The organism is Micromonospora sp. NPDC005707 (assembly GCF_040631005.1).
GTDB lineage: Bacteria > Actinomycetota > Actinomycetes > Mycobacteriales > Micromonosporaceae > Micromonospora.
On the sequence record NZ_JBEXYR010000029.1, the window covers coordinates 1 to 21,221 of the forward strand.

Annotated in this window: 20 protein-coding genes; 11 read left to right on the top strand and 9 right to left on the bottom strand. The window is 73.4% G+C overall.

Going from position 1 to position 21,221, the window contains the following annotated elements:
* Positions 1 to 170 precede the first annotated feature (170 nt).
* From ABZ452_RS31725 to ABZ452_RS31740, 4 genes are all read right to left on the bottom strand, one after another.
* On the bottom strand, positions 171 to 626 hold the full coding sequence (locus ABZ452_RS31725; RefSeq protein WP_357950919.1) for a hypothetical protein: 456 nt from the start codon (positions 624 to 626) through the stop codon (positions 171 to 173).
* A 111-nt stretch (positions 627 to 737) separates the two neighbouring features.
* On the bottom strand, positions 738 to 2,477 hold the full coding sequence (locus ABZ452_RS31730; RefSeq protein ID WP_357950922.1) for a multicopper oxidase family protein: 1,740 nt from the start codon (positions 2,475 to 2,477) through the stop codon (positions 738 to 740).
* Positions 2,474 to 2,926, bottom strand: a complete 453-nt coding sequence (locus tag ABZ452_RS31735; protein ID WP_357950925.1) for a DUF6220 domain-containing protein — start codon at positions 2,924 to 2,926, stop codon at positions 2,474 to 2,476. Before ABZ452_RS31735 ends, ABZ452_RS31730 begins: the two co-directional genes overlap by 4 nt.
* A gap of 12 nt (positions 2,927 to 2,938) precedes the next feature.
* Complete coding sequence (locus ABZ452_RS31740; protein ID WP_357950928.1) at positions 2,939 to 3,928, bottom strand: carboxymuconolactone decarboxylase family protein; 990 nt, start codon at positions 3,926 to 3,928, stop codon at positions 2,939 to 2,941.
* A gap of 143 nt (positions 3,929 to 4,071) precedes the next feature.
* Between ABZ452_RS31740 and ABZ452_RS31745 the strand changes: the two genes are divergently transcribed.
* The 3 genes from ABZ452_RS31745 to ABZ452_RS31755 all read left to right on the top strand — a co-directional run bounded on the left by ABZ452_RS31745 (position 4,072) and on the right by ABZ452_RS31755 (position 7,303).
* Positions 4,072 to 5,202 (top strand): sensor histidine kinase, encoded by a 1,131-nt coding sequence (locus ABZ452_RS31745; protein WP_357950931.1) that lies wholly within the window; start codon positions 4,072 to 4,074, stop codon positions 5,200 to 5,202.
* A gap of 61 nt (positions 5,203 to 5,263) precedes the next feature.
* Positions 5,264 to 5,926: a response regulator transcription factor gene (locus ABZ452_RS31750; protein WP_357950934.1), complete on the top strand. Its 663-nt coding sequence runs from the start codon at positions 5,264 to 5,266 to the stop codon at positions 5,924 to 5,926.
* A gap of 93 nt (positions 5,927 to 6,019) precedes the next feature.
* Positions 6,020 to 7,303, top strand: coding sequence for a D-alanyl-D-alanine carboxypeptidase (locus ABZ452_RS31755; protein WP_357950937.1), 1,284 nt, complete (start codon positions 6,020 to 6,022; stop codon positions 7,301 to 7,303).
* 42 nt (positions 7,304 to 7,345) lie between these two features.
* On the opposite strand, the gene ABZ452_RS31760 is transcribed toward ABZ452_RS31755, so the two are convergent.
* From ABZ452_RS31760 to ABZ452_RS31770, 3 genes are all read right to left on the bottom strand, one after another.
* On the bottom strand, positions 7,346 to 9,685 hold the full coding sequence (locus tag ABZ452_RS31760) for an NEW3 domain-containing protein (protein ID WP_357950940.1): 2,340 nt from the start codon (positions 9,683 to 9,685) through the stop codon (positions 7,346 to 7,348).
* 136 nt (positions 9,686 to 9,821) lie between these two features.
* Complete coding sequence (locus ABZ452_RS31765) at positions 9,822 to 10,265, bottom strand: OsmC family protein (RefSeq protein ID WP_357950943.1); 444 nt, start codon at positions 10,263 to 10,265, stop codon at positions 9,822 to 9,824.
* A 9-nt stretch (positions 10,266 to 10,274) separates the two neighbouring features.
* The gene (locus ABZ452_RS31770; RefSeq protein WP_357950946.1) at positions 10,275 to 11,255 is read right to left on the bottom strand and encodes a YafY family protein; all 981 of its coding nucleotides are present in this window, start codon (positions 11,253 to 11,255) and stop codon (positions 10,275 to 10,277) included.
* Between the two features lie 91 nt (positions 11,256 to 11,346).
* On the opposite strand from ABZ452_RS31770, the gene ABZ452_RS31775 reads away from it, so the two are divergent.
* The gene (locus ABZ452_RS31775; protein WP_357950949.1) at positions 11,347 to 11,865 is read left to right on the top strand and encodes a VOC family protein; all 519 of its coding nucleotides are present in this window, start codon (positions 11,347 to 11,349) and stop codon (positions 11,863 to 11,865) included.
* A 67-nt stretch (positions 11,866 to 11,932) separates the two neighbouring features.
* Here the strand turns inward: ABZ452_RS31775 and ABZ452_RS31780 are convergent, their stop codons facing one another.
* Together ABZ452_RS31780 and ABZ452_RS31785 are read right to left on the bottom strand one after the other, a co-directional pair.
* The gene (locus tag ABZ452_RS31780) at positions 11,933 to 15,115 is read right to left on the bottom strand and encodes a S8 family serine peptidase (protein ID WP_357950952.1); all 3,183 of its coding nucleotides are present in this window, start codon (positions 15,113 to 15,115) and stop codon (positions 11,933 to 11,935) included.
* Complete coding sequence (locus ABZ452_RS31785; protein WP_357950955.1) at positions 15,103 to 15,264, bottom strand: hypothetical protein; 162 nt, start codon at positions 15,262 to 15,264, stop codon at positions 15,103 to 15,105. Before ABZ452_RS31785 ends, ABZ452_RS31780 begins: the two co-directional genes overlap by 13 nt.
* Positions 15,265 to 15,349: 85 nt before the next feature.
* Between ABZ452_RS31785 and ABZ452_RS31790 the strand changes: the two genes are divergently transcribed.
* From ABZ452_RS31790 to sthA, 7 genes are all read left to right on the top strand, one after another.
* On the top strand, positions 15,350 to 15,850 hold the full coding sequence (locus ABZ452_RS31790; RefSeq protein ID WP_357950958.1) for a SigE family RNA polymerase sigma factor: 501 nt from the start codon (positions 15,350 to 15,352) through the stop codon (positions 15,848 to 15,850).
* A complete protein-coding gene (locus ABZ452_RS31795) occupies positions 15,843 to 16,562 on the top strand; it encodes a hypothetical protein (RefSeq protein WP_357950962.1) in 720 nt (239 codons plus the stop codon). Before ABZ452_RS31790 ends, ABZ452_RS31795 begins: the two co-directional genes overlap by 8 nt.
* Positions 16,563 to 16,679: 117 nt before the next feature.
* Positions 16,680 to 17,294, top strand: coding sequence for a hypothetical protein (locus ABZ452_RS31800; protein WP_357950965.1), 615 nt, complete (start codon positions 16,680 to 16,682; stop codon positions 17,292 to 17,294).
* Between the two features lie 135 nt (positions 17,295 to 17,429).
* On the top strand, positions 17,430 to 17,759 hold the full coding sequence (locus ABZ452_RS31805) for a YciI family protein (protein WP_357950968.1): 330 nt from the start codon (positions 17,430 to 17,432) through the stop codon (positions 17,757 to 17,759).
* Positions 17,759 to 18,979, top strand: coding sequence for a DUF6596 domain-containing protein (locus tag ABZ452_RS31810; RefSeq protein WP_357950970.1), 1,221 nt, complete (start codon positions 17,759 to 17,761; stop codon positions 18,977 to 18,979). Before ABZ452_RS31805 ends, ABZ452_RS31810 begins: the two co-directional genes overlap by 1 nt.
* A gap of 330 nt (positions 18,980 to 19,309) precedes the next feature.
* The gene (locus tag ABZ452_RS31815; RefSeq protein ID WP_357950972.1) at positions 19,310 to 19,783 is read left to right on the top strand and encodes an MmcQ/YjbR family DNA-binding protein; all 474 of its coding nucleotides are present in this window, start codon (positions 19,310 to 19,312) and stop codon (positions 19,781 to 19,783) included.
* A gap of 5 nt (positions 19,784 to 19,788) precedes the next feature.
* The gene (gene sthA / locus ABZ452_RS31820; protein WP_357950974.1) at positions 19,789 to 21,192 is read left to right on the top strand and encodes a Si-specific NAD(P)(+) transhydrogenase; all 1,404 of its coding nucleotides are present in this window, start codon (positions 19,789 to 19,791) and stop codon (positions 21,190 to 21,192) included.
* The last annotated feature ends 29 nt before the right edge of the window (positions 21,193 to 21,221 follow it).

Below are 21,221 nucleotides of genomic sequence, written 5' to 3' on the forward strand. Positions count from 1 at the left end.
GGCACCAACCCCCCATTCCCCCCCCCCCCCTTCTCCCCAGCGCCGCGCCTAGTTCCCCCCCCGCGCGGGCCCCCCCCGGCCCAACCCCACCGCGCCACCCGGCCACGGGCCGGGAGCGCGGCGGCAGCTCAGGGCGGCGTCACACCACCCTGAGCTGAGGCACGTGTCGCTCAGCCGCAGTTGCCCCAGCTGGACCGACCGGCGCTCTGCCAACTGGTGGCGTACAGGACCTCGCCGCGGTACATCACACACTTGTCCCGGGCGGAGCGCTGGATCGCGGCGTAGTACTTGTAGTTGCCGGAGTCGTCGACCCAGGAACCGCCCTCCACCCGGATGCCCGCCGACGCCCCCGTCGTCGAGCCGAGGGCCACCCGCTTGAGGGTGGCGACACAGTTGTAGCCGCTCGCGCTGTTGTACATCAGGTAGACGTCGCCCACCCGGGTGCCGTCCGGCGCGGTGATCGACCGGTGGCCGTCACTGGCGTAGGCCCACGAGCCACCGAAGTCGTTGTTGCACGCCTGCGCCGCCGTGAACGGGTTCGCGGCCTGAGCGGGCGTAGCGAGCGTCACCGCCGCGACGGTCGCGGCGAGAATCGAGATGGCCAGTCGTCGCGCTGATCGGCGCACACTTCCTCCAGACAATCCGGCGCGGGAGCCGCGCACACGGGTCGCCATGATCCCACAGTGGATGGTCACCAAGATCACCGACTCCGCGGCGCACGCCCGCCGCCCGGACGATCACGAGTACATCAGGTGCAGCGTCATGCCGGCGTCGGCGTGCGCCAGGTTGTGGCAGTGGTTGGCCCACATGCCGGGATTGTCGGCCCGGAACGCCACCTCCCAGACGTCGCCGGGGCGCACGTCGAAGGAGTCCAGCCACAGCGGGCTTCCGGTGGCCGGCGCTCCGTTGCGGGACAGCACCAGGACGTGGTGGCCGTGCAGATGCCACGGGTGCACGGCCTGGGACCGGTTCACGATCGTGAACCGGACGGCGTCGCCGAGGCGGACGACCTGGGGCGGGATGTCCGGGTCGGCCGCGCCGTTGACGGTGTGGGCGTATCGCGGGAGCAGTCCGTGCAGGTCCAGGCCGCGGTCGAGGACGAGGGTGAACGTCCGGTCGAAGCGGGACCACGGCGCCGGGGCACGCGCGCCGTAGCCGAGCGGATCCAGCACCGGCCACCCGGCGGTCACCGCCGACACCGGTCCGGTCGAGTAGACGGCCCGTCCGTCGACGAACAGCGCCACGGGCGTTGCGGGCGCGGTGAACACCAGGTCGTAGCGGCCCCCGGCCGGGATGAGGACGGCGGTGTCCACGAGGGAGGTCGGGCCCCGCAGGTCCGATCCGTCGATCGCGGCGACCCGGAACGGGGTGCCGGCCAGGGCGTACCGGTGCGTCGTGCTGTCCGTGTTGATCAACCGAAGCCGCACGGGCGTCCCCGCCTCGACCGGCTCGGTTCTCGGCTCGGGCAGCGGACGGCCGGAGAGGGTGTGCACCGGCACCGTGACGTCGACGCCGGTCGCCGGCGCCGGGCGCACCACCAGGACACCGTAGAGCCCCATCCGCACGCCGACGTCGGACACCGCATGCGTGTGGTACCAGTAGGTCCCGGCCTGATCGGCGCGGAACCGGTAGACGAACTCGTGGCCGGGCAGCACCGCCGCCTGCGTCACGCCGGGCACCCCGTCCTGGCTGTTCGGCACGTCGTACCCGTGCCAGTGCAGCGTGACGCCGCGCGCGATGTCCCGGTTCCGCAGCGTCACCTGAAGGACGTCGCCGACGGCGGCGGTCAACTCCGGCCCGGGAACCTGCCCGTCGAACGCCCACGCCGCGACATCGCGGCCACCGGCGCGCACCGTCGCCGTTGCGGCCGTCAGGGTGAACCGCCTGGTCGGTTCGCCCACGGTCCGCGCATTCCCAGGTCCGTGATCATGGGGTACGGCGGGAGCGGCGCCCGGGGCGGCGGCCAGCGCGGTTCCGGTCAGCAGCGCCGCGACCGCCACCACGAGGGCCACCCGCGAGACCGTCCGGGACGGAGGCGCGCCGAGGAAGCGCCACGAGACCGCGGTCGCCGTGACGACCCCGGCGACCGCGAGCAGTCCCGCGCCCGCCGACGCGGGATAGCCGTGCAGGACCGTCACGAGCAGGGCGCCGCTGTCGGCGTACCCGGCGAAGAGGAGCGGGACCGCGACGGAGCGGATGTCGCCCGGGGCCCGCAGCAGCCGCGGCCCGGCGACCACCAACCCGGCGAGCGCGAGCGGCGCGGCGATGAGGACCTTCTCCGCCGCGAACCACCAGCCGGCACGGGCGAGCGCGGTGATCGTGACGGCGCGGGCGAGCGTGGCGACCAGGGCGAGGGCCGCCAGTCCGAGGGCGAGCGGCCGGCGCCGGGCGGCCGACGCGGCGCCGCCGCCCAGCCACCCGGCGGCCGCGAGGACCGCGATCACGAGGTCGGCCGCGAGCAGCGAGCCGACGGTCATGCCGGCTCCCCTTCCCGGACGGTCACCTGGGCGACCTCGGCCGGCGCCGGGCTCGCCAGCTTCCGGGCTGCCCGGAGCACGCCGACCACGACGTGCACCGCGACGATCCCGTTGACCGCGTGCAGCCCGGCGATGGTCAGGCCGAACGGCGTGCTCCCGCCCGCGGCGTCGGTCGTGCCGTTCGCGAGCGTGGCGAGGAGCGCCTGCAGGATGACGAGGCCGAGCGGCAGGACCGTCAGTCCGACGAGCCGGCCCGGCGCCTTCGCCAGGGCGGCGAACAGGATGGTGAGCAGGGTGAGGACCGGGATGACCGCCATCCCGGTGGCGCTGTGCAGCGCGTAGGCGCCCTCGCCCGCGGGTTTCGTGAACGCGCCCACGGCGGCGAAGACGAACTGCAGGGCGAACGCGACGAGCAACAGGGTGCTGGTGACGACGAAGGCTTTGCGCATGATCGTTTCCCCCTAGAGACGAGCCGAGGTCAGTGCCCGGGCGACGTGATCGGTGGCCGTCATCGCGCCGTACGCGACCAGCCGCACGAGGTCGGCGTCGCCCGAATGGGACAGCCGCCAGAGGGCGACGTCGCCCGGGCTGATCGAGCCGGGCGCGAACGCCGCCAGCAGCGCGATCCGCGTCCCGACGCGGTCCGTCCCGGGCACGTCCCGGACCAGGTCTACGGCCCAGTCCGCGGGCCGGTCCGGGAACCTTCCGTCCTCCCAGCGCACGGTCGCCGCGACGGTCTGGCGGGCCACGTCGCCCAGCAGATCCCCGCCGCGCAGGGCGGCGTCGCGCAGCGCCGCGTACGCGACGCCGACCGGGCTGTCCCCGGCCCAGGCCGGTGGCGCCGTCGTGCCGGCGTCGACGAACGGGAGACTCCGGCCGGGTTCCTTCGCGCCGCGGGCCGTCCTGGCGTAGAGCCGACCCCCGACCGAGCGCACCATCGGGGAGCGCTGCAGGCCGCCGGGCAGCAGATCGGGGTCGAGCAGCGCGGACACGACCCGGTTGATGAAGTGGAAGGCGAGCAGGGTGCCGGTGATCTCCGGGCGGTACCGGCCGGTCCAGTCGGCGGCCGCGGGGCTGCGGCTGGCCTCGGCCCAGCGGGCGAGTTCGGCGTGCCTCGGCTCCGGTGGCGTCCCGCCCCGGGCGATGACCTCGGCCAGCGCGTGCTCGCCCAGCGCGTGCAGCAGCATCACGTGCGCGTCGACGCAGAACCGGCAGCGGTTGGCCCGGGACACCGACGAGGCCACGAGCTCACGCTCGACCCGGGACGCGTCGCCGGCGAGCAGGGCCTCGCGCATGAGCGCCCAGGTCGCGGCCATCACCTCCGGTACGGCCGACAGCGCCTGGAAGGTGGGCACCGGCCCGAGGAACTCGTCCCGCAGCTGCCGGTAGACCTCCGCGGTGAGTCCCGTGGCAGCCGACGCTTTCGCGGGGGTGAAGAAGCGGTATGTCATGGGTTCGATGCTTGCCGCGGAGGGCCGGGAAAGCGTCGTGCCGTCGCAGGCACTTGCCCGGCCGCCGATACCACCTCCGTGGTACGCCCCATCTACCACGGACGCGGGATGCTCCCCGAGGACTGCCGTTCTACAGTTCGACCATGCGCCGCGACCTGCCGTACGCCCTCAGCGGCCTCTTCCTCGGTGCCCTCCTGCTCGGCAACGCCGCGCTCGCACCGGACGCCGCACCGGTCGGGGTGCTCGACGTCGCCCTGGTGCTGGCCATGGCGGCGGCCCTGGCGGTGTGCCGGCGGCACCCCGTGGTGGCGTTGGGCGTGGTGACCGCCGCCATGCTGGCCGTCCACGTCCGGGTCCATTCCGGGGTGTCCGCCGCGTTCCCCGTCCTCGGCGTCGTCTACGTCGCCGCCTGGCGGGGGCACCGGTCGGCCGCCGCCCTGGCCAGCCTCGTGTTCCTCGGCGGTTTCCTGGCCCGCGACGTCTCGGTCGCGCCCGCCGGCCGGCCCGGCCAGCTGATCGTCGAGCGGACGGCCCTGCTGCTGGGCTGGTTCGTCGCGGCCAACGTCGCCGGGCTCGTCGCGCGGCAGCGCCGGGCGTACCTGGAACAGGTCGAGCAGCGGGCGTTCGAGGCGGAACGCACCCGCGAGGAGATGGCGTTGCGCCGCGCCGGGGAGGAGCGCCTGCGCATCGCCCGCGATCTGCACGACTCGCTGACCCACAACATCTCCGTCATCAAGGTGCAGACCGGGATCGCCGTGCACCTGGCCCGCAAGCACGGCGAGGAACCGTCGGCCACGCTGCTGGCGATCCAGGAGGCCAGCGGCGCCGCCATGCGGGAGCTGCGGGCGACCCTGGACGTCCTGCGCGCGCCCTCCGACGGGGACCGTGTCGGGCTGGCCCGGGTGGGCGAGCTCGCCGAGCGGACCAGCGCGGCCGGCGTGCCGGTGCGGCTGACCGTGACCGGTCAGCCCGGGGACCTGCCCGCCGAGGTCGACCAGGCCGGCTATCGCGTCGTCCAGGAGGCCCTGACCAACGTGGCCCGCCACGCCGGCCCCGCCACCGCCGAGATCCACGTCGAGTACGCCCCGGCACAGCTGACCGTCTCGGTGACCGACGACGGTCAGGCGTCGCCGGTCCGCCCGGTGACGCCGGGCGTGGGCCTGCGCGGCATGCGGGAACGGGTCACCGGGCTGGGCGGCACCCTGCAGGCCGCCGCCCGCGACGGCGGCGGGTTCGCGGTCCGGGCGACCTTCCCGCTCGGCGGGCCGGCATGACCGAGCGCTTGCGCGAGGTCCGACCCAGGTCGGTCCGCTCCGACGGGAGGGAGGAGCCGGCATGATCCGGGTTCTGCTGGTTGACGACCAGGCCCTGATGCGGGCCGGGTTCCGGGCGTTGCTCGACGCCGAGGAGGGCCTGGAGGTCGTCGGCGAGGCCGTCGACGGCGCCTCTGCGGTCCAGCTGTCGCGACGCCTGCGGCCGGACGTCGTGCTGATGGACGTGCAGATGCCGGGGCTCGACGGCATCGAAGCCACCCGGCGCCTCGCCGCCGATCCCGACCTCACCGCGGTCCGCGTCCTCATCCTCACCAACTACGGGCTCGACTCCTACGTGTTCGCCGCTCTCCGCGCGGGCGCCAGCGGGTTCCTCCTCAAGGACGCCGACCCCGCCGACCTGCTCCAGGCCATCGGCGTCGTGGCGCGCGGCGACGCGCTGCTCGCCCCGGCGGTCACGCGCACGCTCATCAGCGAGTTCGTTGCCGGCCCCCGACCGGCCGACCCGGCGGCCGGCCGCGACGTGCTGACCGCCCGCGAGCAGGAGATCGTCGAGCTCGTCGCCCGGGGGCTGAGCAACGACGAGATCGCCGAGGGTATGGTGATCAGCCCGCTGACCGCCAAGACACACGTGAACCGGGCAATGACGAAGCTGCACTGCCGCGACCGCGCCCAGCTGGTCGTGTGGGCGTACGAGTCGGGGTTGATCACGCCGCGCCGCCGGTGACAGCCGCCTTGACCAGGTGACGGCAGTGGTGATACCGAGGTCACCACGCCGCCGGCTGCCGAGCCACGGAGTACCACACGGGGAGAAATCAGCATGCTCGACTCTGCGACGACCCAGGTGATCCCACCGGTCCCGCCGCCGCCCCGCCGCCGCCGGCGGCGCCTCCCGGTGCTGATCAGCGTCCTGACGACCCTGCTGCTGATCGCCGCCGTGCTGGTGGCGGTCGAACCGCTGCGCCACCCGCTGCCCGCGCCGACCGTCACCCGGACGCTGGCCGCGTCGACGGTCATCCCCGGCAAGGCACCGACGGTGCCGTGGCCGCGTTCCGGGCAGGCCGCCCTCTTCGTGGAGGGCGTCGGATCCATGGGCACCTCGGGCGGCAGCGAGCCGATGCCCATCGGAAGCGTGGCCAAGGTGATGACGGCCTACGTGATCCTGACCGAGCATCCCCTCGACCGGGGCGAGCACGGGCCGAAGCTGACGGTCAGCGCGGCGCAGGCGGCCGCCTACCCGAGCGAGCTCGCGCGCGGCGAGTCCCTCATCCGGGTCGCCGCGGGCGCGGTCTTCACCGAACGTCAGGCCCTCCAGGCGGTGCTGTTGCCGTCGGCGAACAACATGGCGCGGATCCTCGCCGCCTGGGACGCCGGCAGCATCGACGCGTTCGTCGACAAGATGAACGACACGGCCGCCGAGCTCGGCATGCGGGACACCCGCTACACCGACCCGTCCGGGCTCAGCCCGCAGACCGTCAGCACCGCCGCCGACCAGGTGATCATTGCCCGCAAGGCGATGGCGCTGCCCGCGTTCGCGGAGATCGTGGCCCAGAAGAAGGCCACCCTGCCCGTCGCCGGCGAGGTCAAGAACTACAACTCGCTCGTCGGCCGCAACGGCGTGGTGGGGATCAAGACCGGGTCCACCGACGAGGCCGGTGGGTGCCTGTCCTTCGCGTTCGTCCTCACCGTGGGCGGCCGGAAGGTCACCGTGGTCGGCGCCGTCCTCGGGCAGCCCGGCGTGGACACCCCGGTCCAGTTGGAGCGGGTCTTCCGGGTGACCCGCTCGCTGATCCGCAGCGCCACCTCCGCCATCGGGCTGCACCCGGCCGTCCGGGCCGGCGACCCGGTCGCCACGGTACGGGGGCCGTTCGGCGCCGAGACCACGCTGACCGCCGCGAAGGACCTCTCCGTGGTCGGCTGGCCGGGCCTCCGCGTCAAGCTGGCCACCGACATCCCGGCCGTGCCGGCCGAGCTGCCCGCCGGCGCCGCACACGGCCGGGTCAGCGCCGCCGCCGGCGGCGGCAGGCCCGTCACGACCCCACTGCGGTCGGGCGTACGGCTCGAACCCCCCGGCACCTGGGACCGCATCCGTCGGCACCGCTGACCGGGTGGTGCGGCGCGCCGGCCGGCAGCCGGTGCGCCCCGGTCACCGCAGCAGGCTCGCCGCCTTGGCGACCGCCTGCTTGAAGCTCGCCAGCGCCTCGTCGTAGTGCGCCGCCTGCAGCCGGCTGCGACCGGTGGCGATCAGGCCGGCGATCGTCGCGAGTTCCCTGGTCGCCTGCGGGCTTGCCGCCTGCGCCCTCGCCAGCTCGGTCCTGGCGATCGATTCGCCGGTGAGCCCGATCTGCTGCAGTTGCGCGCTCGGCGACGCGCCGCGCGACTGGGCGGTCAGCAGGTACGACGTCGCGTGGCTGAGCTTGGTGACGGCGGCGACCGGGTTCCCGGCCAGCAACGCGTCCAGGGCTCCGTTGCGTGCCGCGCCGCCGTGGTTGCCGATGAGTTCGTCACGTGCCGATAGCAGGGCGGACCGTACGGCCGGCGTGGCGGTCGGAAGCATGGCGGTGAGCTGGTCGGCGACGTCCTGGAGCAGGTGGGCGGGCGCGCGGATGACGAACGGAACCGTCGATGCCGTGGGCGCGAACTGCCCGGAGCGCCGGGTCTCGATCGTGAGCTGGTACGTGCCGGCGGGCAGATCCGGCGGAGTGGTCACCGTCGCCGCGCCGTTCGCGTCGGTCGTGGCGGTGGCGGTGAACGCCACGACACCCTCGTGGGTGAGCGTGAACGTCACGGTGGCTCCCGCGACACCGGCCCCGGCGTCGTCCTCGGGGGCGAGCCGGGCGGAGAGGGTGGGCGTCGAGCCGGCCGGCGCCAGCGGCAGCAGCCCGGCGAGGTCGAGCCGGGTGTTCCTGAGCGCGACGTCGACCGTCAGCGGGGAGGTCGTCGCGACGGCGGGGTTGGTCTGGCTCCAGCCTCGGATCGCGATGTCGTACGTCCCGACGGCCGCGTCGGCGTTCGGCGTGACGGTCGTCCGGGCGAGGGCGGTCTCGCCGGCGCAGAGGATCCGGGCGCCCCTGGTCATCGTCCAGCCGGGCGGCAGGTTCACGGGCTCGAAGAAGAACGTGTCGCAGCCGGACTCGGCGGTGTTCATGACGGGGACGTCGACGGTGTGGCTGCTCCCCGCGACGGCGCGGACCGGGCCCGCCTGGTCCAGCGGGTAGGTGTCGACGAGAATGCCGGGTCCCGGCACGTCGAAGTACGCCCGGACCGTCTCGTCCTTGGACCCGATCGCACGCACCGCCACACCGGACGGGGTGCCGTCGGCCCACTCCCGTGCCATGGTCCGCTGCGGAGTGTTGGGGTCGGAGGGATCCCAGGCGTCCCGGCTCGACCCGCCGTAGTTGTTCGTGGGGGTGGTCGTGCCGTCGGGCAGCATCGGCTCGATCGGCCTCAGGCCGTTGGCGACGCCCAGCGAGTTGTCGTTGACGCGCCAGATGACGAGCCCGGCGTCACTCGCGCCCTGGTCGTAGGTGCCCGGCGTCAGTTCGCGGTTCTCCACCATGAAGTAGTCGTTCGTGCCGCGGTCGGGGTCGTACAGGATGAAGGAGTCGCCCGTGGTGTCGGCCCGCCGGATGTCGTAGAAGCCGTCGGTCTCCACCACGGCCGGTGTGGTCCAGCCCAGGTGCATCTTCGTCCAGGAGTTCGGCGCGAACAGGGTGGTGTCCGGCAGGTTGCAGGTGGGCCCCGCGAAGTCGAGCCGTCCGGCGCCGAAGCCGTAGAGGTCGGCCATGTCGGTCAGGGCGTGGCCGTTCTCGTGGATGATCGTGATCAGGTTGGTCGCGGTGTTGACCAACGGCACCTGCAGGGCGTTGAGGTTGATGCCGTCCAGCGTGACGGGGGCGACGCCGCTGTTCAGCCCGCATCCCTGACCCAGCGGGAGGCTGGGTTCGGCCTCGAGCATGTTGACGATGATCTCCTGGTTGTCGAGCCGGCCGTTCCCGTCGACGTCGTAGGTCGAGTAGTCGAAGAAGGGGTCGGCGAGCTCGAGCAGCGTCTTGTTGCGCTGCACGATCGACGTGGCGAAGAACTGCGCCTTCGTCCCGGGATAGTGCACCTGCACGACGCCGTCCTGTGCGGTCCCCTGGTATTCGGAGGCCGGGAAGACGAACAGGTCGTTGAACGACAACCGCCGGAAGTAGTCGCCGACGCTCGGGAAGGTGGTGCTGGGGAAGCCGGTGCCGAAGTAGCGCCGGGCGACCGTCGTCGCGTCGAAGTCGTTCGGGTAGTCGACGTCGTCCCAGCGGATGTAGATCACGAGGAGGGCGCGGTCCGCCTGACCACCCGTGTGACTGAACAGCGGCCGGCTCACGTGCGTGGTGCCGGGGTGGGAGAAGTCGTGCGGCGGGGAGGGATACGGCACGGCGAGGGCCGGCGTGGCGAGGCCCAGGGCGACGACGAGGACCACGAGGAGGGTGCCGGCTCTGCGCATCATGATCGCCTCTGGATGCTGGTGACGACTCTCCCACCATCTCTACGCCCCTGCCAGGGCAGCAACAATGCACCGTTCGGCCAGCGGGCGCCGGATTCCGGGCGGGCGCCTTCGGCACCCGTGACCTGAGGAAACCTCAGTCCTCGACGGACGGGGCAGCCTGGACGGTCGTGACCGGCGTCCCACTTTCGACGGTACGGGAGACGGTGCAGAGCCGGTCGTGCGACTGCTGCAGGGATCGAGGCAGGGCCTCGCGCGCCTTGTCGCCGTCGGCGCCCGCCGGGAACGTCACCGTGAACTCGACCTTGAGGTTCCGCATCCGGTTTCCGCCGGCCTCGTCCCGGATCTTGTCGCCGGTGACGTCGACGGTGAACCGGGTCGGCTCGGCGCGGCGGCTGGTGATGTGGTCGACGTCGATCGCGGTGCAGCCGCCGATGGCGGCCAGCAGCAGCTCCACCGGCGTGAAGTCCCCGTCCTCACCGGTGCCCATCGACATCGACCCGCCGCGGACATTCCGGGCGACGTACTTCCCCATGCTGGTGCGCTCGATCTCCACCGAGCGGAAGGTGTCCTCACTCATGACAGGAAACTACCGGGCGCCCGAGCGGCCCGGCGCACTACCCGAAGCCGTGGCCGCCTGGAACAGCGCGGCCGTCGACCTGAGGTGGGCCGCCAGCTCCGTCGGGCCGCCGACGTCGAACGGCAGCCCGATCGACGCCAGCCGGTACGCGTGCCATTCGAGGGTGTCCGGCGGCGCGAGCCACCGGCAGGTGCCGTCCGGCTGGTCGGTCAGGCTGCCCGGCGGCGGCCCGCCCAGGCGGTCCACCACCTCGGCGGCCGGCGCGTGGATCACCACGTCGGCCGGGTACGTCGGGGCCATCCGCATGGTCCGGCTGGCGACGAAGGCGGCGACGTCTCCCCCGGGTACGTCCCTCGTGGCCGCCCGGGCGCCGGTCGCGACGACCGTCGTGACCCGGTCCAGGCGGAAGGTCCGCCAGTCGTCGCGGTCGAGGTCGAAAGCGAGCAGGTACCAGCGCCGGCCCGCCGTCACCAGGGCGCGCGGCTCGACGTGCCGTCCCTCGTCGCGGTACCGGAACCGCAGCCGCTCGTGGTTGGCGATCGTCGCGGCCGTGACGACCAGCGTGTCGGGGTCGACGGGCTCCGCGGCCGGGGAGAACGGGTGGGCCACGGTGGAGGAGGTCAGGGTGTCGACCCTGCGGCGCAGCCGGGCCGGCAGGACCTGGAGCAGCTTGCCCATCGCCCGCACCGCCGCCTCGTCCACCCCGGTCACCGGCTGCGCGGCCGCCGTGCGCAGCCCGATGGCCACGGCGACCGCCTCGTCGTCCTCCAGCAGCAGCGGTGGCATCGCCGCGCCGGCCGTCAGCCGGTACCCGCCCGTCCCGCCCTGCTCCGCGTGCACCGGATAGCCCAGCTCCCGCAGCCGGTCGATGTCGCGCCGCACGGTGCGGCCGGACACGCCGAGCCGCAGCGCCAGTTCGCTCCCCGACCACAGCCGAGGGGTCTGCAGCAGCGACAGCAGGGACAGGAGTCGGGCACGCGCGTCGGACACGGCCGCCATTGTGCCCTTCGACTAGGACGGGATCTGACCTATACGCGTTCTACCGTGGGCGCCGTTCCGCCACGACACGAGGAGATTCGCCATGAGCAGCACCGCACCCGCCGGCTACACCACCGCCGCGCCCTGGATCGTCACCCCGGACACCGGGCAGTTGCTGGACTTCGTCACCGCGGTGTTCGACGGGGTCGAGCTCGTGCGGGTACGGCTGGAGGACGGGACGATCGGTCACGCCGAGATCCGCGTCGGCGACACCATCCTGCTCGCCTTCGACCAGCAACCGGACTGGCCGGCCATGCCGTCGCTGCTGCGGGTCTTCGTCGCCGACGCCGACGCCGCGACCGAGCGCGCGGTCGCCGCGGGAGCCCGCGTGGTCACCGCACCGGCCACCCACGCCTTCGGCCAGCGGGGCGGCCGGGTGCGCGACCCGTTCGGCAACATCTGGTGGATCAGCGCGGTGGTCGAGGACGTCGCACCCGAGGTGGGAATGCGACGGCTCGCCGAACCGCGGTACGCCGAGGCGATGCGCGACGCGCAGGAGACCCTGGACCGGGAGCTGAGCGGCCGCACCGACAGCGTCGTCAGCCGCCCGCTCGTCGGCTGACGGCGGCGGACCGGCGGTCCGGGGCGGCGCCTCCACGCGCGCGCCGCCCCGGACCCCGAGGTGAGCCTCAGGCGATCCGGTAGGCCCGCTCGATCGTCTGGGTCACCGTGTTGCCGGCACTGTCGGCGGCGGTCAGGCGCAGCGAGACGAAGCCGGGCCGCCGCGGGTGCCTGATGAGGGCGGCACCCCGGTGCACCGGCAGCGCGACCCACGTCCTGCCGTCGTCGAACGAGGCCGAGACGCCGAGGATCCGGCCGGGCGCGGCCATGGAGCCCGCCTGACGGTCCAGCGCCACGGGCAGGGTCATCGTCGTGCCGGCCCGTGCCGTGTTGGTGTCGTCGAGGGCGGGCATGGGCCGGGCCGTCGTCAGGGGCAGCCGCTCCGGCTTCACCGTGTGCGCCGAGGTGAAGGTCCAGGCCACCGAGACCGACGTCGACAGGGTGTCCGGCGCGCCGCGGGTGACGGTCGCCTCCAGGCGGTAGGTGGCCCTGCCGGGGGGCACCGCGAAGTCCGCGTACGGGCTGTCGGCGGTGGCGATCTCCGTCCCGTTGCGGGACAGCCGCAGGTGGATCGGCAGGTCGTCGCGGCTGGCCGGGCGGCCGGTCGCGTCGCCGAACAGGGGCGGCGACGCGACCGAGATGGTGTCGCCGTCGCGGCCCGCGTACGCCAGCGGCGCCAGGGCCGGCGCGCGGCCCACGGTGGGCCCGAAGGGCGCGGCGTTCCAGGTCTGGGTGTACGTCCGGCCCGCCTCGAAGGTGGACTCCTGCGTGGTGAGGTTGTCGCCCTCGACGAACGTGGACGTCCAGACGATGCCGCCGTCGGTGTTGTAGTACTCGGTGCCGTGGAACGGCAGGTCGACCGGCGTGCTCGAACCGATCGGCCCCGCGCCGCCGGGCGACGCCGCGCGGTGGTAGCGCACGGCGGTCGCGGCGGTGGACTGGCTGCGGTAGGTCGCCTTGACGGTGGCGAGGTTCTTCGGGGACAGCTTCCTCGTGAGGCCGGTGAACATGTCGCCCTGCCGGACGTACGCCAGGTCGTAGGTGTAGGGGCTGTTCCGGAAGCTCCGGTCGGGGCCGGGGCGGGCGAGCCCGACGCCCAGCGTCGCGGTGAACTCGGGGGCCGCCACGGCGGGGCCGATCCGGCCGAAGAAGACGTCGTCGAACGACACCCCGCTGAGCTGCACACCCGGGTAACGGAGGCCGTCGTTCCAGTTCGCGCTCACGTTGATCGCGAGCGGTGCGGCGTCGGGCTGGGGCAGGCTCAGCGAGACCGGCCGCGCCGTGCGGGCGTCGAGCGCCTCGGTGATCGGGCCGCGCACGTCGAGGACCGGCTGCCCGAGCAGGGTCGACACGTCGCCGTCGTGGATGGTGCTGTACAGCGCGTACCGGCCCGTGGGCAGCCGCAGGACGCCGCCACCCGGTTGCCCGTCCAGGGTGCTGAACTCGCCCGTCGCCAGGTTCGCCGCCACGGTGGTGTACTGCGTGGCCGGTCGGCCGTCGCGCCCGGTGTGGTCGAGCCGGACGTCGTAGCTCTCGATCTCCCGGTTGAGCGCGAACGGCGTCCGTACCCGCAGGTCCTGAGCGCCGGTCGCGGTGAGCGCGCCCTGGTAGAGCCCGTCGGGCGCGTCCACCCGGGTGTCGACGGTGATCGTCGCCTGGGCGCGGCCACCGGCCGGCACCACCAGGGTGGCCGGGCTGACGGTGACCATGCCGGCTGGCGCCGGGGCGACGGTCAGCGACAGGGTGACCGGCGCGGTGCCGGTGTTGCGGTAGCCGACGACCTGGGTGACCGGGGTGTCGTCGGCGTGGGGCCAGCGCTGGACCGGGAAGTCGATGGCGGCGATCTCGGCGGCGATCGGCTGGGCGACCGCGCGGCCGATGTCCAGCCGGCCCGCGCCCTGCTCGTAGAGGCTGTCCTCGCCGGCCGGCCGGGCCGAGTCCATGAGGGCGGCCTTGAGCTGCGGGCCGGACCAGTCGGGGTGCTGTCCGGCGAGGATCGCGGCCGAGCCCGCCACGTGCGGAGTCGCCATCGACGTGCCCGACATGGCGACGTAGCCGCCGCCCGGTGCGGCGGCCACGATGTCCACGCCCGGCGCGCTGATCTCGGGCTTGATGTGGTTGTCGCCGACGCGGGGTCCCCGCGCGGAGAAGTAGGCGCGCTGGTCGTCGGCGTCCACGGCGGCGACGGCGAGGGCGTCGTCCGCCGAGGCCGGCGTCATGACCGACTTCGGCTTGCCCTCGTTGCCGGCGGCGACCACGAAGAGGGTGCCGTACCGGTGACTCAGGTCCTGGACCGCGGTCTCCAGCGGGTCGAGGCCCGGCCGGTCGGTGTCGCCCAGGCTCAGGTTGACGACCCGGGCCTGCGCGGCGGCCCACTCCATGCCGGCGATGACGTCCGAGTCCTGGCACTCGTTGGTCGCGCAGACCTTGCCGACGACCAGCTTCGCGCCGGGCGCCACGCCGCGGTACCTGCCGTCCGAGGCCGCGCCGCTGCCCACGATGGTCGACGCCACGTGGGTGCCGTGGCCGACCGCGTCGTCGGGGTTGTCGCCGCCGGTGAAGTCCCGGACCGCGGCGAGGTGCCCGGCGAAGTCGGGGTGGCCGGCGTCGATCCCGGTGTCCAGCACGCCGACGGTCACCCCGGTGCCGTCGAAGCCGGCCTGCCAGGCCGCCGGGGCGCCGATCTGCGGCACGCTGCGGTCCAGGGAGATCCGGCGCTTGCCGTCCAGCCAGACGCGGGTGACCCCGGCGGCGAGCGTGCGCTCGGCCGTGGTGCCCCGGGTGAGCGACGACCACAGCTCGGCCCGGCCGTCGCGGTCCGCCCGCACGGCCAGCGCGTGGGCGGCGGGCAGGTCCGCCCGCACCCGCGCGGCGCCCCGCACGGCGGCGGACCGCGCCTGCGCCGAGGCGTTCTCCGGGTACGCGACCAGCAGCGGCAGTTCGGCCGTCCGGTCGTCGTAGCCGAACTCGCCGAGCGTGGTGAGGTCGAACAGCCGCCGGTCGAGTCGACCGTCGTGCAGCAGCGGCACGGCGTCCACCGGGATGACGTACCGGTGGCCCCCTTCCCGGCTGCTGACGAACCGCATGCCCGCCCGCCCCGGCGCCCGGTGGATCTCCGGTTGGCCGTCCGCGTCCAGCGACACCCGGTCCCCGGTGATCAGGGTGAACGCGCCGGGCGTGCCGGGCGTGCCAGGAGCCGTGGGCGCGGGCCTCTCCTGCGCGTCCGCGGAAGGGGCCGTCAGGCCCGCCACCGCCAGCGCGGTCGCGAGTACTCCGGCTGCCAGGGCGCGTCGTTGCCGTCGTCGCACATCGTCCTCTCCGCCACGGGCCTCTCCCGGGACGGCACGATGACGCCTGGCCGGGTCGACGGGTTGATCACCTCGACTGTGATGGTGGTCACAATCTCAGCCCGCGCGGTGCGACCCGTCGCCGCTCCCCTGTTGCATGCCGCGGTGACCACCGTACGAGGCTCGGGGGCAGGTCAGATGCGTGACGCGGAGGAGTTCGACGCCCTCTACGCGGCCTGCGCGGGACGGATCGTCGGTCACGTCTACATGCTGACCGGCAACCGCGGCGAGGCGGAGGACGCCGTCGCCGAGGCCTTCATGCGGGCCTGGCAGCGCTGGCGGACCGTGCGGGAGGCGGACAGCCCGGAGGCCTGGGTCCGCCGGGTCGCCTCCCGGATCGCGGTGAGCAGCTGGCGCAAGACGTTCAACCGGATCCGCGCGCACCGCCGGGCCGCGGTCGACCAGACCGTGCCCGGGCTCAGCGAGGATCACGTCGCCCTGCTGCAGGCGTTGCAGCGGTTGAACGCCAACCAGCGCCGCGCCGTCGTGCTCTACCACCTGAACGACCTCAGCGTCGCCGAGGTGGCAGCCGAGATGCAGGCGCCCGTCGGCACCGTCAAGTCATACCTCGCCCGAGGCCGGAGAGCGATGGCGGAGATACTGACCGAGACGCACCACGAGGAGACCCACCATGGCTGATCCTCGCGACGACCTCAGGGCGATCGCCGACGGAGTCCGGCGCGTCACGACGCTGCCCCCGGCGCAGACGTTGCGCCGGCGCAGCGACCGTCGGCGGCGCCGCACCGCCGTCACCGGAGCGGCGCTGACCGTGCTGGTGGTGGCCGCCGGCACCGCCCTGCTGCAGGGGCGGGAGCACGTCGAGACACCGGACGCGGGTGTCGGCCCGGTGGACCGGGCACCGGCGTCGGTCGTCCCGTCGACGACCGCCTCGACGGAACAGGAGATCCTCGCCGGCCGGCGGCAGACCCTCATCGTGGTACCCGGGATGGGCGGGGCCGCGCTCGCCGTCGACCGGGACGGCGACCGGGTGCGGGCCACCACCGAGCAGGGCATCGACGACCGGGCCCACTGGGTCCTGCACCCGGAGGGGGACAAGTTCCGGATCATGCTGGCCGCGCCGCGCGGCGGCGGCCAGGTCTGCATGACCGTCGTGCACGACGCCGCGCCGGGCAGCGTCCGGGGCCGGGGGTGCGACCCCACCGCGCAGACGCAGCTCTTCACGATCGAGAAGGTCCCCGACGGGACCTACTCGCTCTTCCAGGGCCGGCGCTACGTCCAGACGGTCGACGGCACCAACGCCCTGGTCCCCGACCTGCCCGAGGGCCTGACCACCACCTACGAGTTCGAGGACCGCGGCCCCGCCCCCACGGAACGGTCGGGTGGGGGCTGAACGGCGGGCCGCTGGTGACTGACCTACGCCCTCGCCGCGCAAGCGGCGCCCGTGAGCCTGCCAGACTCTACATAGGAGCGGGCCCTTCAGCAGCGAGGTCGCGGAGGAGGCAGGTTGATGTTTCGCCGATCGCAGCGACAGGACGTCGACACACTCAGGGAGAGGTTCCTCGCCAACCGGGAGAAGGTCAGGTCGTGGATCGGCGGTTGGGACTGCCCGGAGGTCGAGTGGCCCGAATTCGCCGAGATTCCCCACCCCTGGGTGGTGACGCAGGCGGACGAGCGGATGTGGCTGAAGCGCCACGCCCCGTTCCTGGACGAGTACGGGTGGATCCTGGAGGCCCGACCGGTGGCGCGGGGAGTCAGCCAGGTCGTGGCGCACTGGCAGTTCGGCGAAGGACACGAGTTCGAGCGTCTCGACATCGACTTCCGGAGCGTCGCCGATCCGCCGTACCTGGCCGAGAAGCTTGCCCTGGGAGCGCACACGGCCGATCTGAAGGGCTGGCAGGAGGCGGACCTGCAGGGCGTGTACACCTGGCTCTTCGAGGGGATCGACAGCCGCCCGCTGGGCGAGATGGTGCGCGGGCAACAGCGCAGCGGGTTCATCCTGTTCCAGCTCACCCGGTGGCCCCACAGCAGCAGCGAGATCAACGTACGGCTGCGGATGACCTTGACGGACACGGCGCTGGACGGCACCCCGTTGACCGGCGCGGGAGAGTCGCCCCCGGCGTGAGACCGCACGCCGCCCGGCGTACCCGGAATGCGTCAGGATTCTCGGCGGAGGGTGTCGGATCGGGGCGGCGGCGTTCGTAGCAGGGGTGAGAGGCGCCCCGAGGGGGCGGCCGCGGGACGACAGGAGATGACCCGGATGGCGCAGTACCTGATTTCCGTGCTCGACGACACGACCGACCTCGCCAGCGCGGAGGAGATGGCCGCGATCGACGTCTTCAACGAGCAGCTCCAGGCCGACGGCCACTGGGTCTTCGCCGGCGGCCTCGCGGCGCCCGGCACGGCCACCGTCGTCGACGGCCGGGCCGGGGAGCCGGTGTTCACCGACGGGCCCTACGTGGAGTCCAAGGAGCACGTCGCCGGCTTCTGGATCATCGAGGCTCCCCACCTCGACGTGGCGCTCCGGCTCGCCGCCCTGGGATCCAGACACTGCAACCGGAGGGTCGAGCTCCGGCCGCTCCTGGGTTGATGACCGACGTCGGCGAGGTGATCACGCGGGTCCACCGCGAGGAGTGGGCCCGCGTCGTCGCGACCCTGGCCGGGCGCTTCGGCGACCTCGACATCGCCGAGGAGATGGCCGCCGAGGCGTTCGCGACGGCCGTCGCGCGCTGGCCGGTCGACGGGGTCCCTCCGAGTCCCGGCGCGTGGCTCACCACCACCGCCCACCGCAAGGCCATCGACCGGATCCGGCGCGAGGTCCGGCGCGAGGACAAGCACCGGGAGGCGCTGATGCTGTTCGACACCCCCGAACCGCTCGGCGTCATCGACGACGACCGGCTCCGTCTGGTCTTCACCTGCTGCCACCCCGCTCTCGCCATGGAGGTACGGATCGCGCTGACCCTGCGGATGGTCGGCGGGCTCACCGTGCCCGAGATCGCCCGCGCGTTCCTGGTCCAGGAGACCGCCATGGGCCGGCGGATCACCCGCGCGAAGGCGAAGATCAAGGCGGCCAGGATCCCCTACGGCGTGCCGTTGCGCGAGGACCTCCCGGCCCGGGTCACCGGGGTGCTCGCCGTCCTCTACCTGATCTTCAACGAGGGCTATCTGGCCTCGGACCCCGGGAAGGAGGCCGTCCGTGGCGACCTGACCGCCGAGGCGATCCGGCTGACCCGACTGGTCCGTGCCCTGATGCCGGCGGACGGCGAGGTCGCCGGACTCCTGGCCCTCATGCTCCTGACGGAGGCCCGCCGGGCCGCCCGCGTGTCGGCGAGCGGTGAGCTCGTCACACTCGCCGAGCAGGACCGCGGCGCCTGGGACCGCGAGCTGATCGCCGAGGGCCACGCCCTGGTCCGCGCGCGCGTCGCCTCCGGCCAGGCGCCGGGGCGCTACCAGATCCTCGCCGCGATCAACGCCGTGCACACCGACGTCCGCGACGCCCGTGACACCGACTGGTCTCAGGTCGTCGCGCTCTACAACCAACTGGTCCGCATCGACCCCTCGCCGATCGTGCGGCTCAACCGGGCGATCGCGGTCGCCGAACTCGACGGCCCGGAGGTCGGCCTGGCGGAGGTGGACGCTCTGCCGCTCGATGGCTACCACGCCTTCCATGCCACCCGCGCCGACCTGCTGCGCCGGCTGGGCCGGAGCGCGGAGTCACGGGCGGCGTACGACCGGGCCATCGGGCTGGCCGGCAACACCGCCGAGACGGCGTACCTCGTGCGTCGCCGCGACCAGCTGGCCGGCCCGTGAGCCGCCCCGCCCGGTGACGGTCTCCGTTGGATGCCAGGGGGCGACTTTCGTCACCGCCGGAGGAAAGCCTTGCCGGGCGCGATGAAAGCTATGGACATCGGCAGATGTCTTTTGTAGCGTCGGCCACGCACGCGATGGTCATACCTGCGGAGGCCGCGGTTCCGACCCGGGCGGCCCGCAGTGCCGCCGGACACCGGGGCCGACGTCCGGTTCGACGGGAGCCCGCCGATCGTCGGCCCCGGTGTCCGGCACCCACCGTCCGCGCCGGTGCCACCCCTCGGGTACGCCGGCCGCGCGGGACTGTCGGAGGGGCGGCGTAACGTCGCGCGCGTGACCGATCCTGGCGACGTCCCACCCGAGATCCTCGATCGGCTCCGGCCCGTCTGCCTCGGCCTGCCCGAGGCCTACGAGGAACCGGCGTGGGTGGGCACCCGGTGGCGGATCCGCAAGCGGACCTTCGCCCACGTGCTCACCGTCGACCCCGACCACCAGGCCGCCTACGCCCGGGCCGCCGCCAGCGACGAGCCGATCTGCGTGCTCACGTTCCGCTCCCCCGGCGACGAGATCGCCGGGCTGCTCGCCGGCGGGCACCCCTTCTTCAAGCCCGACTGGGGCGCCGACGTCGTCGGCATGCTGCTCGACGACGGCATCGACTGGGCCGAGGTGGGCGAGCTGCTCACCGAGAGCTACTGCGTGCTGGCCCCGAAGAAGCTGGCCGCGCTGGTCGACCGGCCCGCCGAGCCGTCGGACCCGGGACAGCCGGCGGGCGCCTCTGGCGCGCGCCGGGACATGCTGCCAGGCTGAGGATCGTGTACGACTACGACCTGCTGGTGCTGGGCTCCGGGCCGAGCGGTCAGAAGGCCGCGATCGCCGCGGCCAAACTCGGCCGGCGGGTCGGCATCGTGGACCGCCGCGACATGATCGGTGGGGTGTGCATCAACACCGGCACCGTCCCGTCGAAGACGCTGCGCGAGGCCGTCCTCTACCTCACCGGCCTGAGCCAGCGTGACCTCTACGGCAGCAGCTACCGGGTCAAGGAGGAGATCACGGTCAGCGACCTGGCCGCCCGGACCCAGCACGTGATCAGCCGGCAGACGGACGTCATCCGCAACCAGCTGGCCCGCAACCGGGTCGCGATGATCACCGGCACCGGCCGGTTCGCCGACGCGCACGCGGTCTGGGTCGACGGCGGCTCCGGCCGGGAGTCCCGGGTCACGTTCGACAAGATCGTCATCGCCGCCGGCACCCGGCCGGCCCGCCCGGACAGCGTCGACTTCGACGACCGGACCATCGTGGACTCCGACGGGGTCATCAACCTCCAGGCCGTACCCCGCAGCATGGTCGTGGTCGGCGCCGGCGTGATCGGCATGGAGTACGCGTCCCTGTTCGCGGCGCTCGGCACCAAGGTGACCGTGGTGGAACGCCGCGACCGGATGCTCGACTTCTGCGACGAGGAGATCGTCGAGTCGCTCAAGTACCACCTGCGGGACCTGTCCGTGACGTTCCGCTTCGGCGAGGAGGTCGCCGCGGTGGAGAAGCACCAGACCGCCGCGCTGTGCGTCCTGAAGAGCGGCAAGAAGATCGTCGCCGACACGGTCATGTACTCGGCCGGCCGCCAGGGCCAGACCGACGACCTGGCGCTGGAGGCGGCCGGCCTGGCGGCGGACCACCGGGGCCGCATCCAGGTCGACGCGACCTACCGCACGGCGGTCGACAACATCTACGCGGTCGGCGACGTGATCGGCTTCCCGGCGCTGGCGTCCACCTCGATGGAGCAGGGCCGGCTGGCCGCGCAGCACGCCTGCGGCGAGCCGGTCCGCGCCATGCCCGAGCTGCAACCGATCGGCATCTACACGATCCCGGAGATCAGCTTCGTGGGGCGGACCGAGGAGGAGCTGACCGACAGCTCGACCCCGTTCGAGGTGGGCATCGCCCGCTACCGCGAGCTGGCCCGCGGCCAGATCGTGGGCGACTCGTACGGCATGTTGAAGCTGCTCGTCTCGCCGGACGACGGGCGGCTGCTCGGCGTGCACGTGTTCGGGACCGGGGCCACCGAGATCGTCCACGTCGGGCAGGCGGTGATGGGCTGCGGGGGCACCGTCGACTACCTGGTCGACGCGGTGTTCAACTACCCGACGCTGGCCGAGGCGTACAAGGTGGCGGCCCTGGACGCCGCCAACAAGATCCGCAACATCACCCGCATCGACGGCTGACGGATCCGCGGCGACGGGCGGCCCCTCCC

Excerpts from the sequence above, each read along its gene's own strand:
- ABZ452_RS31730 (WP_357950922.1), bottom strand. The coding sequence starts at position 2,477 with ATGACCGTCGGCTCGCTGCTCGCGGCCGACCTCGTGATCGCGGTCCTC.
- ABZ452_RS31735 (WP_357950925.1), bottom strand. The coding sequence starts at position 2,926 with ATGCGCAAAGCCTTCGTCGTCACCAGCACCCTGTTGCTCGTCGCGTTC.
- ABZ452_RS31740 (WP_357950928.1), bottom strand. The coding sequence starts at position 3,928 with ATGACATACCGCTTCTTCACCCCCGCGAAAGCGTCGGCTGCCACGGGA.
- ABZ452_RS31745 (WP_357950931.1), top strand. The coding sequence starts at position 4,072 with ATGCGCCGCGACCTGCCGTACGCCCTCAGCGGCCTCTTCCTCGGTGCC.
- ABZ452_RS31750 (WP_357950934.1), top strand. The coding sequence starts at position 5,264 with ATGATCCGGGTTCTGCTGGTTGACGACCAGGCCCTGATGCGGGCCGGG.
- ABZ452_RS31755 (WP_357950937.1), top strand. The coding sequence starts at position 6,020 with ATGCTCGACTCTGCGACGACCCAGGTGATCCCACCGGTCCCGCCGCCG.
- ABZ452_RS31760 (WP_357950940.1), bottom strand. The coding sequence starts at position 9,685 with ATGCGCAGAGCCGGCACCCTCCTCGTGGTCCTCGTCGTCGCCCTGGGC.
- ABZ452_RS31765 (WP_357950943.1), bottom strand. The coding sequence starts at position 10,265 with ATGAGTGAGGACACCTTCCGCTCGGTGGAGATCGAGCGCACCAGCATG.
- ABZ452_RS31775 (WP_357950949.1), top strand. The coding sequence starts at position 11,347 with ATGAGCAGCACCGCACCCGCCGGCTACACCACCGCCGCGCCCTGGATC.
- ABZ452_RS31790 (WP_357950958.1), top strand. The coding sequence starts at position 15,350 with ATGCGTGACGCGGAGGAGTTCGACGCCCTCTACGCGGCCTGCGCGGGA.
- ABZ452_RS31795 (WP_357950962.1), top strand. The coding sequence starts at position 15,843 with ATGGCTGATCCTCGCGACGACCTCAGGGCGATCGCCGACGGAGTCCGG.
- ABZ452_RS31800 (WP_357950965.1), top strand. The coding sequence starts at position 16,680 with ATGTTTCGCCGATCGCAGCGACAGGACGTCGACACACTCAGGGAGAGG.
- ABZ452_RS31805 (WP_357950968.1), top strand. The coding sequence starts at position 17,430 with ATGGCGCAGTACCTGATTTCCGTGCTCGACGACACGACCGACCTCGCC.
- ABZ452_RS31810 (WP_357950970.1), top strand. The coding sequence starts at position 17,759 with ATGACCGACGTCGGCGAGGTGATCACGCGGGTCCACCGCGAGGAGTGG.